This window comes from Fibrobacter sp. UWS1 (assembly GCF_002300445.1).
GTDB classification, from domain to species: Bacteria; Fibrobacterota; Fibrobacteria; order Fibrobacterales; family Fibrobacteraceae; genus Hallerella; species Hallerella intestinalis.
Genome location: NZ_NSGW01000001.1, coordinates 1,620,937 through 1,637,782 on the forward strand (window position 1 = coordinate 1,620,937; position 16,846 = coordinate 1,637,782).

The 16,846-nt window shown below is 42.7% G+C and carries 16 protein-coding genes; 1 reads left to right on the forward strand and 15 read right to left on the reverse strand.

Annotated features, from left to right (window positions below):
• Positions 1–23: 23 nt before the first annotated feature.
• The 14 genes from BGX14_RS06870 to BGX14_RS06935 all read right to left on the reverse strand — a co-directional run bounded on the left by BGX14_RS06870 (position 24) and on the right by BGX14_RS06935 (position 15,028).
• Positions 24–848, reverse strand: a complete 825-nt coding sequence (locus tag BGX14_RS06870; protein ID WP_073301705.1) for a glycosyltransferase family 32 protein — start codon at positions 846–848, stop codon at positions 24–26.
• The gene (locus BGX14_RS06875; RefSeq protein ID WP_233126434.1) at positions 849–1,760 is read right to left on the reverse strand and encodes a glycosyltransferase family 2 protein; all 912 of its coding nucleotides are present in this window, start codon (positions 1,758–1,760) and stop codon (positions 849–851) included.
• Positions 1,757–3,052 (reverse strand): hypothetical protein, encoded by a 1,296-nt coding sequence (locus BGX14_RS06880; RefSeq protein ID WP_143159266.1) that lies wholly within the window; start codon positions 3,050–3,052, stop codon positions 1,757–1,759. Before BGX14_RS06880 ends, BGX14_RS06875 begins: the two co-directional genes overlap by 4 nt.
• 19 nt (positions 3,053–3,071) lie before the next feature.
• On the reverse strand, positions 3,072–3,818 hold the full coding sequence (locus BGX14_RS06885; RefSeq protein WP_073301701.1) for a WecB/TagA/CpsF family glycosyltransferase: 747 nt from the start codon (positions 3,816–3,818) through the stop codon (positions 3,072–3,074).
• Positions 3,819–5,195: a nucleotide sugar dehydrogenase gene (locus BGX14_RS06890; protein ID WP_095879453.1), complete on the reverse strand. Its 1,377-nt coding sequence runs from the start codon at positions 5,193–5,195 to the stop codon at positions 3,819–3,821.
• A gap of 49 nt (positions 5,196–5,244) precedes the next feature.
• The gene (locus BGX14_RS06895) at positions 5,245–6,780 is read right to left on the reverse strand and encodes a hypothetical protein (RefSeq protein WP_095849569.1); all 1,536 of its coding nucleotides are present in this window, start codon (positions 6,778–6,780) and stop codon (positions 5,245–5,247) included.
• Positions 6,780–7,226, reverse strand: coding sequence for a GNAT family N-acetyltransferase (locus BGX14_RS06900; protein ID WP_095879454.1), 447 nt, complete (start codon positions 7,224–7,226; stop codon positions 6,780–6,782). Before BGX14_RS06900 ends, BGX14_RS06895 begins: the two co-directional genes overlap by 1 nt.
• Before the next feature lie 200 nt (positions 7,227–7,426).
• On the reverse strand, positions 7,427–8,314 hold the full coding sequence (locus BGX14_RS06905; RefSeq protein ID WP_073301695.1) for a Gfo/Idh/MocA family protein: 888 nt from the start codon (positions 8,312–8,314) through the stop codon (positions 7,427–7,429).
• A 44-nt stretch (positions 8,315–8,358) separates the two neighbouring features.
• Positions 8,359–8,847 carry a DUF4405 domain-containing protein gene (locus tag BGX14_RS06910; RefSeq protein ID WP_143394173.1) on the reverse strand — a complete coding sequence of 163 codons (489 nt, stop codon included), beginning with the start codon at positions 8,845–8,847 and terminating at the stop codon, positions 8,359–8,361.
• 349 nt (positions 8,848–9,196) lie between these two features.
• A complete protein-coding gene (locus tag BGX14_RS06915) occupies positions 9,197–10,192 on the reverse strand; it encodes a hypothetical protein (RefSeq protein ID WP_073301692.1) in 996 nt (331 codons plus the stop codon).
• A gap of 305 nt (positions 10,193–10,497) precedes the next feature.
• Positions 10,498–11,691 carry a hypothetical protein gene (locus BGX14_RS06920; RefSeq protein ID WP_073301691.1) on the reverse strand — a complete coding sequence of 398 codons (1,194 nt, stop codon included), beginning with the start codon at positions 11,689–11,691 and terminating at the stop codon, positions 10,498–10,500.
• Positions 11,692–11,697: 6 nt separating this feature from the next.
• Positions 11,698–12,681, reverse strand: a complete 984-nt coding sequence (locus tag BGX14_RS06925) for a DUF6175 family protein (RefSeq protein ID WP_073301690.1) — start codon at positions 12,679–12,681, stop codon at positions 11,698–11,700.
• 62 nt (positions 12,682–12,743) lie between these two features.
• Entirely contained in the window at positions 12,744–13,298 is a 555-nt protein-coding gene (locus BGX14_RS06930; protein WP_078775324.1) for a hypothetical protein, read from the reverse strand.
• A gap of 230 nt (positions 13,299–13,528) precedes the next feature.
• Positions 13,529–15,028 carry a hypothetical protein gene (locus BGX14_RS06935; RefSeq protein ID WP_143394174.1) on the reverse strand — a complete coding sequence of 500 codons (1,500 nt, stop codon included), beginning with the start codon at positions 15,026–15,028 and terminating at the stop codon, positions 13,529–13,531.
• A gap of 456 nt (positions 15,029–15,484) precedes the next feature.
• Here BGX14_RS06935 and BGX14_RS06940 point away from each other — a divergent pair, with 456 nt between their 5' ends.
• On the forward strand, positions 15,485–16,183 hold the full coding sequence (locus BGX14_RS06940; protein ID WP_198951171.1) for a DedA family protein: 699 nt from the start codon (positions 15,485–15,487) through the stop codon (positions 16,181–16,183).
• Here BGX14_RS06940 and BGX14_RS06945 read toward each other — a convergent pair.
• Entirely contained in the window at positions 16,180–16,773 is a 594-nt protein-coding gene (locus BGX14_RS06945) for a toxin-antitoxin system YwqK family antitoxin (protein WP_158223254.1), read from the reverse strand. The two genes, BGX14_RS06940 and BGX14_RS06945, sit on opposite strands and share 4 nt — an antisense overlap.
• Between the last annotated feature and the right edge of the window lie 73 nt (positions 16,774–16,846).

Below are 16,846 nucleotides of genomic sequence, written 5' to 3' on the forward strand. Positions count from 1 at the left end.
TTCAAATCTAAGAAAAACAAAGTTCACCGGTCCCAACGAATCTTCGCAACACGTTTATTATGGCCTATACGGGCACTACGTTTAGAAAACAAGACGAGCATCCACATCGGAATCATGAGATACACTATCTTTTTTATAAGACGAATGTTTCCAATATCCTTTCGACAAAACTTCTTCCAAAAATAAGATCCAACAACGTTTTCAAGTACCGGATTTTCTGAACTGGTATCACGCCAACTGCCAAGGCCATTATGGACGCACACGTTATGGCCATCAAAAACATTGATGGTAAAATAGGAGTCCGGATAAATCGTCATATCTGAAAATTCCAACGGTTTACCATCAAAGTTAACTAGCGGGCCATCATACTTGTAGTTATTCATAAACACTTTGGTGATAATGCAAGGCATTGCATTCATATCACAAGATCCATCCGGCAAAATAAAGTGCCTATCTTTATAGTATTCCAAGCATCGCCTTAAAAAAGGGTGGCCAGTCTCGGCCCCAATGACGTGAGCAGCAATTTGATCCGTGAACTCCGTACCGATAAAAAGTTTTTTTTCGAGGAACTTATCAAAATTATCATTAACGGTAACATCGGCGTCCAAATAAATGCCGCCAAATTTTTCAAGCACCCAAAGCCTAAAGTAATCTGTTACAAAAGCCCACTTTTTTTTGGAGAAGGCTTCCTTAGCAAAAAGAAATTCACTGTATGGGAAATTCGTCGAATTCCATTCCATAATTTCATAATCGTTCAGGTGCTTCTTCCAAGAAGCCAGACAGCGTTCCACCGCAGGAGTTTTGGTTTCCGATATCCAAAGATAATGAATTTTCTTAGGAATAGACATCTAAATACCCCACAATACTTTATAGAACTTTCGGGTATTTTTGAAAATATAAGGAGACAGCCATTGAACACTAATCATAATCTTTAACAAAAAAGCCGCCATGGGGGAAAGATTTTTTTTAGCGTAACGCACCCGAGATATTTCGGATTGGATAATCGAAAAAGAACCATATCTAATAACATCATCGACCCGCTTGCCTCCACCACGAATTAGGTGTTGAATTTTGGGACCCTCCACAATCATACTCACTTTTCCTTTCTTACGTAAACGCCATTGCATATCTGTTTCTTCAAAATACAGAAAAAAACTTTCATCGTAACGAGCATTTTCATCATTGGTCATAAACAAATCCGCGCCTGTCACATAATCAACTTCACCAAAACGTTGTTTGTAAACAGGAACCGGACGTAGCTTGCTAATGTCTTTGTGAAAAAATTTCATCACGTTTTTTACATAAAACGCTATCATATGACGAAACATGGCTTTCACCATTTTTTTTGATTGAGGAAACGATCCGTAAGATTCTGTCGGCTTGCCATCAGCATCCACCAAATTACAACCTATGGCACCAACATTTTCGGGAAGTTTTGTCCAACAGTCAAAAAAAATCTTAACTGCGTTATTCAAAAGCAGTGTATCGCTGTTCAAGTAAAAAACGCACTTCCCCTTTGCCACGTCAAGACCTCGATTATTGCCTTTTCCAAAGCCCAAGTTCTCTTTATTCTCCACAAGATATACTTGCGGAAATTCATTCCGCACCATTTCAACAGAACCGTCTTTAGAGCCGTTATCAGAGACAATTACTTCAAATTCTAAATTTTGCGTTTGCTCGTAAATGGATTGCAGGCAATTCCGTAAAAGAGCTTTTGTGTTAAAACTGACTATGATAATAGATACTGGAATACGGTTCATTGCAGACTTTCCTCATCATCATCTTCTTCCCATTCGCCTTGCGTCTGCAATCGGATATATTCCGCATATTCTTCTTCCAATTCGTCTTGACGATTAAATTTACTTTGGATATGGCCCAAACAAAACCAATACATAAACGGCTGCAAAGTTCCCAATTCCCACGTTGCCGCTCCAAGCATCGAAACAAGCGCAAACAAAATGCAAACAACTTCAAAAAGACAATACTTAAACAGAGCAATACCCTTTTGCAAAGAATTAAGACAAATAAACATCAGCAAAGCCAACCCCAAAAAGCCAAGTTCAGCAGGAACCCGAACATAATCACAATCGGGAATAGTGGGAAATCCTTCTGCAAAGGCACCGTGCCCATAACGCCCCAAACCTTTTCCAAATAAAGAAAGATGATTAAAAAAATCCTCAAAAAGTTTAAAACGATCCCCAACCATATTGCCATCATAATTTACAGAACGATTCAACACATACTCTACAAAATCCGGGCCCAAGATAATAACAGCAATAATCCCCATCGCAATTCCTAGAACAATAGACGTCATCCACAAAAGGTATAAGATCCGCCGATTTTCCAATTTATTTATCGACGCATAAATCGTTAAAACTATCAAATACAAAACCGCAAAAGCAATGGACACCCGCTGTTGAGCAAAGAACAAGCAAAAAAAACTGACCAACAGACATGCTACATCTAAATGAGACGAAATTCCGTCTACAATAATTTTTTTAGAGCAAAGAACTAACAAAAAAAGGGAAGAATACCCAATAAAATAAGAATGCGGCCAAAAAGAAGAAAGACGGGATATTTCATACAGCAGATGCCCAGAAGCACTGATCGTATCTATATTCATTGAATTCCACAATACGCTGGACTTGTAGGACAGATAAAAGGACGGCATCGTAAAGTAAAACAAAATCCCGCAAGCCATGGCAAATAATAACGGTTTTCTGATATTGAAAAAAAAATCATCATTTTGAAATTCTTCGCTGCGCGCAAAAAAGTAAAAACAGATCGGAATTATTTCAGCTCGAAAACCCAAATAAAATAATCGAAACGGATACGCATTTAGTAATCCTGTCATCAAGCAATAAAAAACATAGATAATAACAATGCCATCCAAAAAATTAAACTGGATTTTATTAAAACAAAAAAGAAAAGCTAAAACAGTTATAACAATCAACCCTGATGATGTATCTCGAAATCCAAACATCAAACTCGCTGCTATTACAACAAGAAACCAGTAATAATGGGAAATAGCACCAATTAAAAATTTTCCCAAAAGACAAACCCCTTAAAAGTCAATGTTGATTTCTGTATTTCCACAATAATTTTAAAAATCGCCAATCACGCAGGAAATATCTTTTAAACATCCGTATCGGTTCCTGCTTTAAACGAAACAGCCATTCCAAACCATGATTTGACATCCACCGTGGAGCTCGTTTCTGTTTTCCCGCCAAAAAATCCAAACTGGCACCAACCCCTATGCTCAACGGGATTTTCCAACGATCTTTATTCTTTACGATAAAAATTTCTTGTTTTGGGCAGCCGAGCGCAACAGCCAAAATATCTGGGCGAGCATCCTTCAAGCGTTGATCAATGTTTTCCATCTGCTGCAAATCATTCTCAAAACCAATCTCCGGGGAATAGTGTCCAACAATTTGCAATTCAGGAAACATCACTTTCAAATTTTGAGACGCTTTCCGAGCGACACCATCTTCCCCGCCCAAAAAGAATATTCTATATCCTTTTTGAGCCGCTAGTTCGCAAAGTTTTGGCAAAAAATCCGAACCTGAAATTTTTTCTTTAATCGGAGTGCCATAAAATCTGGAAAACCAAACAAGAGGCATCCCATCAGCCAACACGAGATCGGCTTGAGCATAGGCTTCTTGTAATTCGCGATTTTTTTCAAGAATCACAAGATGATCCACATTTGGCGTTGTTATAAAAGACATTTTCCCTTGGCGAATCAGCCCATCTGCAGCTAACAAGGCCTCATCCATAGTAAGGTTATCTATGGACACATTGAGAAAATGAACCTTCTTCATCTAATCCACCAGACCTTTTCCAACATTGGCAACATCAAACCCAATATCGCGAAGTGCAGCCGCATCCAAGATATTGCGTCCGTCATAAACAAAAGCCGGTTTTGCCATACCTTTATAGATACGCTTCCAGTCAAGTTCCGCAAAGCATTTCCATTCGGTGCAAACCACAACAGCGTGTGCGCCCTCAGCCGCTTTATACGGATCCTCTTCAAATTCCACTTTGTCCAAGACATCCGCCAAATCCCGTTTGGCATCGGGAATTGCCTTAGGATCGGTTACAATCGGTAAGGCATGTTCGGCGAGCAAATCTCGCACGACCAGATTCGCAGGGCTCTCTCGAGTGTCTCCCGTATTCGCCTTGAACGCAAATCCGAATACGGCAATTTTTTTGCCAGCAATCGTATTGAACATCCGTTCGAGCATACAGCCGAGAACCCGATGCGTTTGCCATTCGTTGATTTTTACAACGCTTTCCCAATAGGCGGCAACTTCCGGAAGCCCGTAATAAGAACACAGATAGACAAGATTCAGAATGTCTTTCTTAAAACAGCTTCCGCCAAAACCGATCGAAGCTTTGAGGAATTTGCTTCCTATGCGGTGATCCTTCCCCATCACATAAGCGACTTCGTCCACGTCGGCTCCGGTCTTTTCGCAAAGCGCGCTAATCGAGTTGATGGAACTGATCCGCTGGGCGAGGAAGGCATTTGCCGTAAGCTTCGTCAGTTCCGAACTCCAAAGAGTTGTCGTCAAAATGCGTTCCCGCGGAACCCAATGCGCATAAATATCGACAACTTTCTGAAGAGCTGCAAGGCCTGACTTGGTTTGGTGGCTGCCGATGAGTACGCGATCCGGTTCAAACAAATCTTTAATGGCAGTTCCTTCCGCCAAAAATTCCGGATTGGAAAGCACTTCAAAATGAAGTCCCTTGTCATTGGAATTCAAAATGCGTTCCATAGCGGCAGCCGTTCGTACCGGCAGTGTGGATTTTTCAACGATAATCTTGTCGTTGGAAGCGACTTCCAAAATTTCCCGTGCAGTTTTTTCCCAATACTGCAAATCACTCGCTTTTCCTGCACCCCGACCAAAAGTCTTTGTCGGCGTATTCACACTCACAAAAATAATGTCGGCTTCCCGCACCGCATTCGGAATATCCGTGCTGAAAAATAAATTCCGACCACGAGCCCGTTTGACAACTTCATCCAAGCCGGGTTCAAAGATGGGAAGATTTTCACTATTCCAAGCATCGATTCGCTTTTGATTGATGTCCACAACCGTCACTTTAACGTCGGGGCATTTATCGGCAATTACAGTCATTGTCGGACCGCCGACATATCCGGCGCCGATACACAAAACATGGGTTTGAAAATGAGTAGGCATAACGCATCAAAGTTAAATTTTTTTAATTCTTCAAATCAACGGCTGTAACTTAAAACACCTTTTTATAAGAGAAATCCCAGCTTAAACTGGCTCCTCCCCAAAAATCCACGCCGTTTTCCCCACGAACATGGTCCAAATTCTTGTACCTGCGGGCACCTGCCCCCAATTTTGCCGAAAAGCCCAAGCCCAGCGAAATCCCATACGACAAATCGGCAACATATTGCCGTTCCACAATTCCCGATAGCGTTCGCCTACACGCCAAAGCTTCGTCATAGTCCACGGTCAACTCCTTGTCCCCCTGACGAAGCCAAGCCAATTCCAACGAAAGCAGGTGGCGTTTATACTTCCAATCTACGGTAAACCAGAGGTCTTTTGCATCTGGCCCCCGACGATAGCCCAACGGATAATCCACGATAAATTTATCGGCATAATTCGGGCTGGACTGATCCCGATAATTGGAATGGTAAATGTGGCGGCTCGTGTATTTGAGAAGGGGCAAACGCTCATTGCCCGCCGCAGGGTCCGTAAGAACGGCATCCAAACGAAAATCGAAGTCGCCGAACCGTTTTGTTTTCAGTTTTTGATTATACCCGACCATGTGGCTAAGAATCCCTCGCGTGGAATTTTTCCCCGTCTCTCCAACCGGACTTTTCACATCATCGATATTGAACTGATAATAGAAACTCGATCCGCGAATCGGGCGGAATCCGAATTCAAACATGGCGTTCGCCTTCGTATAACCGGTCGCATAATTGTCATGCCAAAACATAAACGGATTGATTGTCCGAAATTCGATTTGCTTGCCCCCGATGACAGACTGTTCCGTAAAAAAGAACCATAAGAAGTTGAAGTCCACGCCAAAGCGATGGTACGCCAATGTTTTATACGGATCCGTGTACTGCCTCTTCCTCTGGTTGTCGATTTGCAAATGCGCCTGTTTCCACACTTCCGTCGTGGAGTCCACTTCGCCCCCGGGAACATCCGGCGTTCCATGCAAATGAGCGTCCAGTGAACTCAGAAAAAAATCATAGCGAAAAAATCCAGCCTTAAAATCCCATAGAATCGCGTCGTGATAGGGCGCGCCGCCCAAAGTCAGCGAGTTGGGGGAAGGTCCCAAATCCGGCTTAAAACGTCCGATTTGTACAAATCCCGCTCCGTATTCCCATTTTGCATAAACCTTTGTCGGCACATTGATGTCCACATTGTTCGGCGAAAAAGTCGTATTCAAAGAAAGATCGTCTTCATACCAGGCTTCCAAATCTTTGCGAAGCGGCAAATAAAAATACATGGAAAAATCCCGATACGAACCACCGACAAATGCTTCAAAAAAAGGATCTATCGTCTGTTCATACACCCGCGCGAGTTCCAATGGAATTTGCAGCCCTCGCCAGTTCAAACCATAACGGTCGGCAGTGTCCGTTGCAAAAACGCTGGATTTAGGAGCACCAAAAAATCCGCCAGAAATTTTTGCTCCGATAAAAAAAGAAGTCCCTTGCGAAGCCAAAGCACTAACCGCTGCACAAACGACAAAAGACAATATCGCGAGACAATTCAAAAATCGTTTTTCAATCCATTTTTTTTGCATTAAACGTCCCCATTTCGAAACATTGATATATACGGCAATTCACGAAATCCCGCGCGATGATAGACGTGCAAAGCCGCCGCATTTTCTTTCTCCAATTCAAGGCGATGCAAGAATTGAGGAAACTCTCGTTGCACCAGATCCAAAAAGCGGCTCCCCAACTTCATTCCCCGGAATTCTTCTTTCACATAGATGTCTTCTATCCAAACGCATTTTTTGCCAAATTCTGTCGAGAACCCAAAAGCGAGCATTCCATATCCAGCCATTTTCCCATCGCATTCAAAAACATAGCCACGAGCATACGACGAATCGCCAACGCACTCCCGCACATCCGCCCGGAAAATTTCTTCCGATCCATTGGACCATACGGCAGAAGATGCGTAGAACTTTTGCATCAAGGCTACAATCTGAGATTCATCGTTTTTTTGCATTTGTCGGATAGAAATCATTTAACGTCCTTTTCTATAGAGCAAATCTAAATATCTTTGTAAAAATCAAAAATTTTTTCCAAGTAAAGAACCACAAGAACGAGTTTTTTAGCATTTTGCCGAGCGAGACTTTTAAAGATTATTTTGGTAAAAAAGAGCGATTAGTGCTTCGAGAAGCTCAGCAACCGATTTCTTGAAAATAAATTTTTAGGAGTCTGCATTTATTTTCGTGGCAGAGTCGCAAGAAAAACAACATTCCGAGCGATTTGCGCAGCTTTTAAAGCCCAAGTCGAAAAAGAACCGCCAAGCAATTTTAAAAAGAATTTTTGTTCATTATCCAAAGAATCGGGTATATGCAAAATTTCGCCATTTGATAGGTATTGCGCAAGGCTTACTTCTTGCGTTTCTATTTTCTCGCCGGATTCCATTTGCACAGTAATCGCCCGCACATCAACTTGACTATCGCGATCGACCCAAAAGTCCGCAACAATTCGAGGGAGAGAATCCTTTTTCCATACCAACGAAAGTTTTGCCGCATCCTCGGAAAATTCAAAATGCTGAATTTGCGTGTTGCCAAATGAAAATAAAGTCAAGAACAAGCTTAAATCGTGTACCAGCAAATCGAGAGCGACTCCAACATCCCGACAACGCTTTGAATACGGATGTTCCCGACGAAATGACAATCGGACGCTTTGAATATCATTTGTTTGAAGATGTCGAAGGAATCGATGACGAAAGCGCAAAAAAATCGGATTATAACATTCGGAGTGCGCTACAAAAAGCAAGCACTTGTAACGGCAAGACAATTCCAAAAGCGTTTCTGCTTCATCCGCATTCAACGCTAAAGGTTTTTCCACAAAAACAGAAATCCGATTTTTCAAAAAGAATGCCGCATAACGATAGTGCGTAACGGCCGGCGATGCAATAACCACAAAATCAATGGAATTTCGATCTAAAACATTTCGAAAAACATCTTCTGCAATATCAAAAGACGGCAAATCCGCCAAATCCAAAATCTGTAAAAAATGAACGCCACGACTTTCAAAACGGGAACAATGTCGCGTCCCCATCGTTCCATTTCCGATTAAAATGGCATGATACGTTTTCATCTTTGGCAATATAGCAATCCCGCCGAGAAAATTCGACAGCAAACTCAACTTCTATATTTTTCGTTCCCGAACACGTTTTTTAGGGAAAAATTTTTATGCCGAATAATATGCACAAATGTAAAAATCAAAAACAAAAATCCGATTTTCCCATGGAGACCGCCCAATGAAGAATGCTGCATATTATGCCGCAGCACAACAAAAATGACGATTACGCCTGTCAATGCCGACACGATAAAAATATTCATCAGCCATTTCATGGCTCCTTTCTTTTTAGAAATTTGAAAAGCCTTCCTATTTAAATACAAATGAAACCCGACAAGACCGCAAAAAACAATTCCAATGATACAATGCCAAATCATATAATTGGCAAAAGAAATCCCATAAAAATCGGCTCCGCCCGAAATTTCCATCTGCAATCCCGAAAGTAAAATCAACACAAAAGCCACAACCGCCGAAAAATTGACAATTCGCAAATACCTTTTCACGACAAATTCCTTTAGCAAAAGTTCAAAATCCATTCCAAATATAAACATATTCGAACCCTTGCGAATCAGCAGTTAAAAGTGACATCTTCAAATTCAGGATTTTCTCCAAAATTGCATTGCGAATATTTTTCAGTAGGCCGTATCTTAAAATGGCTTTGATGAATGCTTCGACAAGCTCTCTAACCATAGTTCGATAACCGGCCCCTGAGCCTGTCGAAGGGCTCTCGCCGCCAATCACTAATCGCTAAGAACTGACCACTCTCATGCAACTGATTTTTAAAAATGAATTTTTAGCGATGGCCGGTACTAGAATTTATCGGTCTTCCGTGCAAATACAGAACAAAAGCCTCTTCAAAAGGTTCGCGAAATGGTAAACCTTTTGAAAGAAAGGATTTCACTAAAAATAAACGCGAAGGACGACGGATTCTTGGGCATATCCTTTTTCCACCGACCAGATTCTTTCCAGTTTTGAGTCATACGCATACTTATCAGGAAAAGCACGCCGCAAAATTTTTGCCGCTGTTCGACGAATATATCCCGCTTTTGACATTCCACCATTGCCACAAAGTTTACCCAAAACATTTTCAATCGCCACGCCAATGGCATTCGAATCATACGGATTATAAGGTTCTGCTTGCACAGAGACTTTCAAATTTGCATAAAATTCCATTTTTTTCTGACGAGCGCAACACGTTCCTTGCAAAATATCATCAGCAATAACCCGTTTCAAAAAAGAATTGATTTTTCCATCATCGCTTTTCCATATATGATGTGAAGCTCCTACATTCGACAGCGTAAAATCTCCATGACCGACCTTCTGAAAGTAACGAATAAACATTTCTTCGGGACTTTCCTTGATCGGATCGGGTTCCAAAGCATCTTTTGCCGCTGCGAAAAGAATTCCTGTCATATTTTTGGCAATACAATCCGAAGCGTCTTCATAAATAGTCAAAAAGCCCGTTTCATCAGAAAACCTGCCATAAATCCATGAGAACAAAGCAAAAGGCGCAATCGACCGAATCAAGAAACAAGTTAGTTGACTAAATTTGGCAAATATATTTTCCCGTTTATTCAAAAGCTCCGCGACCAACAAAGAATCTTTCTTTTCTACAGCCACTAACACCATACCGATATGCGTCAAATAGGCGAAAACATCGCCAGAAATTCGCCGATTTTTACTCAGATAAATATGGATTTCAGGCTGAAGCTCCGGAGAAAGATAATCATAATCCGAAGGTTTAAAATACTGACTGGCCGAAAATTTCTGATATTCCGAAAGATTTTCAGGGACATCGACTTTTTGGTCGTAATCCAAAGTGCCTGAAGGACTATACGTAAACGCATAGCAAACGGTAGTTTCTTTATTTTTTGTGCAAACGAGAATTTTATCCATAAAAGCCTCTATAGTTTGAATATTGAAGTGTTCATGAAATAAAATAGATTTGCTATTTGACAAAAGATGACAAATTGACATTTTTCAAAAATACTTTTTGCTTTTGGGCTGCTCTCAAAACGGCTTTGGTAAATGCTTCGACTAGTTCGACAAGCTCACTAACCGGCGGTCCCTGAGCCTACAACCGTTTCTCGAACTAATCGAAGGACGCCAGACCCACTAACAACGAATCACTGATGCCTAGCCACTCAAATGTACGATTTTTGAAAATGAACTTTTAGAGGATGCCTTTAAGGCGTTTTCCATTATTCGGCACAAATCTTTGAAAAATTTTCACAGGAAAAAAAATCCATTTTTAAAATGGCATTATGGACAGCCGATGACTCGTCTCTTCCCGCGCCAATCTTTTCTAAATGGCAATGAAAATTTTCTTTTTCCAGCGTTACAGAGACAAGGTAAGAAGAAAGACGTTGCGTTTTTTTCCGAAAACGAGAATCCATTTTCACGGACAAAATCCCCGAATTTTCAGACGGCATAAAACGTCCCCACGATTTTTCCAGCTTATCCAAAATAGTCGAGCAAATAGAACCGTCCAATGAGCAAAGCCATTTCAAATGGCAAGAAGGGCGTTCCCATTCATAATCCCCATTTTGTACAGAAATTCCCGCTTTTTGCCGATATTTCAACGGAATCCCCGCCAAAAATCGCAACGTGTAAGGAGATTCAAACAAAGATTTTTCGGAAAGACGAAAAAGTATTTTCCCCGTCGAATCCGAAAACGCTTCTGCAATTCGCTTTCCGCGATGTTCCACATAAATCGGAAAATCCGGCAATGCGCCGTTTTTATCCTGAACGAAAATTTCCATTTCCAACGGAACTCCTGAGGCAAGTTTCCGATTTTTTTCAGAAAGAGAAATGCGTACGGATTTCAACGCCTGAACCAACTCCGCAGAGATATTTTCTTCGGCAGAGGAAAAGAACAAGCCGTTATCCAGCGGTTTATAAACGGCGTATTCTTTTTGCAAATCGGGATAAGGCTCCATCAAAACGGAAATCCGAGAAAGCGCTTCCACAGCAGCAGCGTACTTTCGCTCGGCAATCATTTTTTGAGCCAGCGTTTCCTTTTCCCGTACATCGCTTTGAATCCGTTCCATTTTCAGCCGGGCAAAAGAAACCATTTCATCTAAATCGACAGAAGCGGTCGCCGCAAAAAGATTCCCTTTTTTCCCTTCGGGATTTATTCTTACCCATTTCAATAAAACGTTGGAATAAACAGCGTTTTGAGCCTTAGCCGATTTTCCCAATACCGAAGAATTCCCTTGAGAAACTTCACTCCGAGAAATAGTAATGGAAGACTCCACCCGCGACGAAATCTGACGCGCAACCCCAGCAACGGCTTCCTGTTCGGCGGCTGCTTGCGAAACTTCGGAATAACCGGTATAGCGAAGAATTTCCGCAAACGAGAACGAAACCAGAAGCAGTAAATAAAGGATGCGCATAAGACCCTAATTCAATTCCATCATTATCAATTTTTGCGCGATATTATTTTTTTGAACTGAAGCCAGCGGCGAAAGCAGTTCCCGAATGGCTCCATAAACACTGAATGCGTCCGAAAATTCCTGGGCATTGGCGTAAAGAATCAAATCAATGGTTTTATCCGTAGCTTTATTGATGCGCACTTTTGAAAAACGGGAACGCAAAGCGGAAATAACGCTTTCATGCAAATCTTCAAGAGCCGTCCCTGCTTCCCCGTTAATTCGCAAAATCACTTTATATTGCACGCCATCCTGCAAATCGGCCTGCCAATAACCAAGAATCGTTTTTTCAAGTCCGACCATTGCTTTTTTTACCGCAGAGTGAACCAAATAGCGCAAATTTTCTGTCTTGGATCCGTGATTTTGAACCATGCCGGTTTTCGAACCTAACAATCTGGCTGTAGAAGTTTCGTAAGCGCTGAGTTCCACCGTCACCATATTGTTGCGAACTGCTCCAGAATACTTGATATAGACATCGGCTCCCAGTATTAGACTCGCTGCATAGGAAATATCCTCTTCGCCGGAAATTTCGGACTGCATCGCAACCAATTCGTCCAATTCCGCGTTGCCTTCGAGAGATTTCACCTCGTAGCCGTTTTGCGAAAGATATTCGTTAATTCCTTCCATCGCCGCTTTGCTGAAAGGATTTTGAGCAATAACCTTTTGCGGGGTTTCGTTCAGATTAGAAACCGCAGGAAGAACCATGAGAACGGGAAGAACAGCAGGGCGAGGCACTTTTTGCACGCTGTTCATCGGTCGATTATAAGAAGCCGCTTGCGCACGGACTTCCCCTTTCGGCGTCGGATGCGTTTCCGCTTCCAAAGCATCATAGCCTTGACGAGCGCGCTCCCTTTCCGCTTCATGGGAAACCATGTCCGAAGAAATCCGGCCCGAAGAAGCGCAACCGAAAACAAACAGCGATGCCAAAAATAACGTCACCCCGATTTTTTTCATTTCATATTCCTATTGGAAAAGCGGAAAAGCTCACACCATCCGCAAAAACAAACAACTCCGAATTACTTTCCTTGCGCCGCCTTGTAAGCATCAAGAGCTGCCGCCTCTTCATCGAGTTTTTTGTAGCCGCTCATCGCTTTCACCCGATTCATATCCGCTTGCTGCGCTTGCATCTGCTGTTCAAAAGCGTCCCGAATCAGCTTGGCGTTCATCGCCGCAATCGCGTAAACCTTGAACTTGCCGTCCGCTGTCGTTTCCATGTCTATTTTGACAATCGTGACCCCATTCAGCAAAGTCGATACGACATTTTTGCGAACGGCCTCTTTGTGTTTCGTCAATTCCGCACCGACATCTTCTTCATAATTGCGGACCAGGCCGTTAATTTTCGATTCAAGCTCGCGAGCGACGTCCGTGCGGGCATTTAAATCCGCCTCGTCATAAGCTAGCTGCTCGGACGATGATTCGCCGACACCCAATCCTGCGACAACCCCTTTTTCAATCAATTCGTTCTTTTGCTGCTGCATTTCCAGCATTTTGTTTGCGGCTTGTTCCTGCGACGTTCCCGCACAGCCGAGCAAAATCGCCGTGAAAATAGCAAGAGTGTAGATTTTTTTCATAAGGCCTCCTTAAAAGAAATCCTACAAAGGATAGATTTTTTTGTGAAAAATGTTAAGTTTTTGTTGGAAATTTCGTTTGAACAAGCAAAAAAACGACCGAATTTCCAAAAACGATCTCGACGATTCTGCGAAATTGAAGTTTTGGGCAAGAGATGTATTTTTAAAAGTCGTTTTCTACTCATATACTATAATATAAATTCAAATTTGAGACGTTTTTTGTCAAAAAAAAATTAGTCATCTTTACCCAACATCATGCGCCAAGGCGGCAGAGATACAGTAAATCCCAAATAAACCGAATTTTGGCAATTTTTTGCATAGAACCACCCGAGTTCAATACTGATCAAATCAAACCCCTGAAGATAAATAGTCGAAAGGAAAATGGTCCATTTCGAGTCAAATACAATTTTTTCCCGAAAACCGATTTCAATAGAGCTTGTATCAAGAGGCAAGCACCCCAGTTCGCCTTGTATAACGGGAGCCACCGCCGTTCTCATAGCGACATCTTCGAATTCGTATGAATTCTTTTGAACGGAAGTATGGATACTATGGACGCCGATGCCGCCGCCAAATCCCAAAGAAAATCGCCTTCCGTAATGTTTAAAAAGCAGAATTCCTGAAAAGAATAAAGAATAAACCGAATCGTCAGCCACTTCTGGATTTTTTTCCCAGATGTCTGCGTACTCTTCGCGAAGGTTGTCGTCCGCTCCGCCAAGAGCGATTCCAAAACCCAGTTGCAGCTGAAGCCTATTGAACGGGAAAACATCTTCGGTTTTCGCTTCAACGGCATTAAAAGAACCGGATTCGCCGCCTACAAAAGGAGAATTTTGATACCAATTGAGATTTCCGACCAATCCTTTTTCCAAATTTTCGGAGAGGACTATTTTGCCTTCAAAATGCTTTGGCTTCTTAGCATAAAGGAATATTTTTTCCTGATTAAAAGAGATCTCCAAAACTTCTTCGCCTTTAGCAAATTGTACGTCAAAAATTTTTCGGTTATTGATGGTATAGGTTCCTTTCCTTAATTTTTTGAACTTGAGTAAAAGTCTTGCTGAATTGTAGTAGTTTCCAAACTCTTTTTCGATGGAAAAAACCGAAGATCCGTCGAGCAGCTCCGAGAGTTTGGAATCAAAAAGCGGCGCAAAATCAACATGATACCATTGTGATTTTTCCAAGTCCTCCTGACGGAAAATGGCATTACGGCAAGAAGAATACCAAATGTCGAATTGCTTCTGGATAATGGAAATTTTACGTTTATCAAAGACGTCCACCCAAAAATCATAGGAGAGTTCCACGTTGTCTCCCGGCAAAGGCTCGATGTAATTTTTGGAGTTGGATACAGAAACGATGTCGAAGACGGAAAGGTGTTTTAACGGAAACGCCTCCACACAGGCATCGACAAGTTTTCTTTTATCTTGCAAATAGCTGCGGATGCGCACCGAATTGATGCGGATTTCGCCTGTCAAGCGCAGGTAGTCGTCTTCAAATTTTGGAAGGGTCACTTCGTAAAGATCCGAGCAGGATTCGTCTATCGAAGAATTTAAGGATATTTCTGCGCAGCGATTATTCAGTTCGTTGAGCGCGTTCGCCTCTTCCCACAAAGACTGAAGCTGTTCTTTGCTGGCGGCGTCTAAAGATGGCGCGCTTTTCAATTTGCGGAGTTCTGCCAGTTGGCGTTGCAAATTTTCAGAAGAGATGGAAGTTATCGAAATTTCCGTCTGGGCAAAGGCCATGCCCAGGAAAAACAGGAAAAGGAATAAAAATATTTTCTGCATCAAACCGCGTTCCAAAATTGCTTTGGTGAAAATAAATCAAGGGCGGCCAAGCGGCTGCGGAAGCAAAAAGCGGACTTCACTTTGAAAATTTGCGTTAGCATTTCGTTACCAAGCGGAAGATTGCGCTCCCCGTTTTCCGATTTTAACCGATTTTGAAATAAAATTTGCGCCATTTACAAACCAAATATCTGATTTACTTTACAAATATAAAATGTTTACGACGGAAGCGGAACGAATGCGACACAACAGCAGTGCTTTTTTCTTGCTGGCGTTCGGGGTTTTAGGGGTGTCCCCTAGGCGAAGGGGTAGGCAAAGACGCGGCTTTGCCGAGGGGAAGGCTTTCCCCCTTGAAAAAGACGGCATGATTTTTTGTTCGCCTTTTTAGAAAGTCCGCTTTAAGTATCTTTGATGACGATGAAATTATTTTCCATTCTGATTTTTATTTTTGCCCTTTCCTCTTCGGCTTTTGCGGGGGACGCTTCCATTTACACGCGGATTACGGATTGGTACAGCGACAATCTGAATTACGGGACGGTGACTCTGCTGATGACCATCGAGAGTACGTTCATTCCCTTCCCTTCTGAAGTGATTGTGCCGCCCGCCGCTTACAAGGCCTTGCAAGCCGATGCCGGATTGAACATCATCCTCGTCGTCCTGTTCGCGACACTTGGTGCCGTTCTCGGGGCACTCATCAATTTTTACCTGGCCAAGTTTCTCGGTCGCCCGATTATTTACAAATTCGCCGATTCCCGCTTGGGGCGCATGTGCCTGCTGGATTCGCAAAAGGTCGTTCAAGCCGAAGCTTATTTTCGTAAGCACGGAGCCATTTCCACTTTCATCGGTCGATTCATTCCTGTTATCCGGCAATTGATTTCCATTCCCGCGGGCATTGCCGGTATGAAGCTTCGCCCTTTCATTTTATTTACTGCGCTGGGCGCGTTTCTGTGGAATGTGGTGCTCGCCCTGTTGGGAGTTCTGGCGCACGGGCAAAGCGACGTTATTCAAAAATACAATACCGAGCTTTCCATGATTATCGTCGGCGTCGCCGGGCTCTTTATATGCTACGTCCTTTACAAGGGAATCCGGGGCAGAAAGAAAACGGACTCCCGCTAGAACTCGCAGTTTTCGACGCAGCGGTTCCGGTGAAATTTTGCCGTGTGCACGACTATTCCCTTTTTGTATTTGTGATACACGCCTTCCCGGATGCCGTTCACCAGTTCCAAATCTTCGGAAAGCAGACCGTCGGCGTCATACATTCGCGCAATGCCATTGACTCGCCCATTCACGTAGGGGAACTCTGAACGCAAAGTTCCGTTTTCGTCCCACTCTTTGAAAAGCCCGTTCGGCACTCCGGATTCGTAAACTTCCCGATTTTTCAAGTTGCCGTTTTCGTAATACAACCGAGATTCACCCTGTTCCACTCCCGCCGCATAGGAAACCTCTTGCCAAAGAGAGCCGCTGGCGTAATAGCTTTTGAACGTTCCGTCGAGTTTTCCATTCCGGTAGGTCGATTCTACGCCGACTTTCCCGTCCGGATAATACGAAATAAAACGCCCCTCTTTCACCGTCGTGCCTTTTTGAACCGTGTAGATTTCCTGCGGAGCTCCACTTGCGCCCAAAATCCGCACAGTATCCAAAGCCGGTGTTCCGGCAACCAGAGCCACCGGAAGCAATAGGATTACGCAGAACTTTTGCCATTTCATGAGCATCTCCTCGTCTTTTTTATAAAATAGAATGTATTTTGTGGGGGCTTATGCGAGTCACCTTTTTAAATCC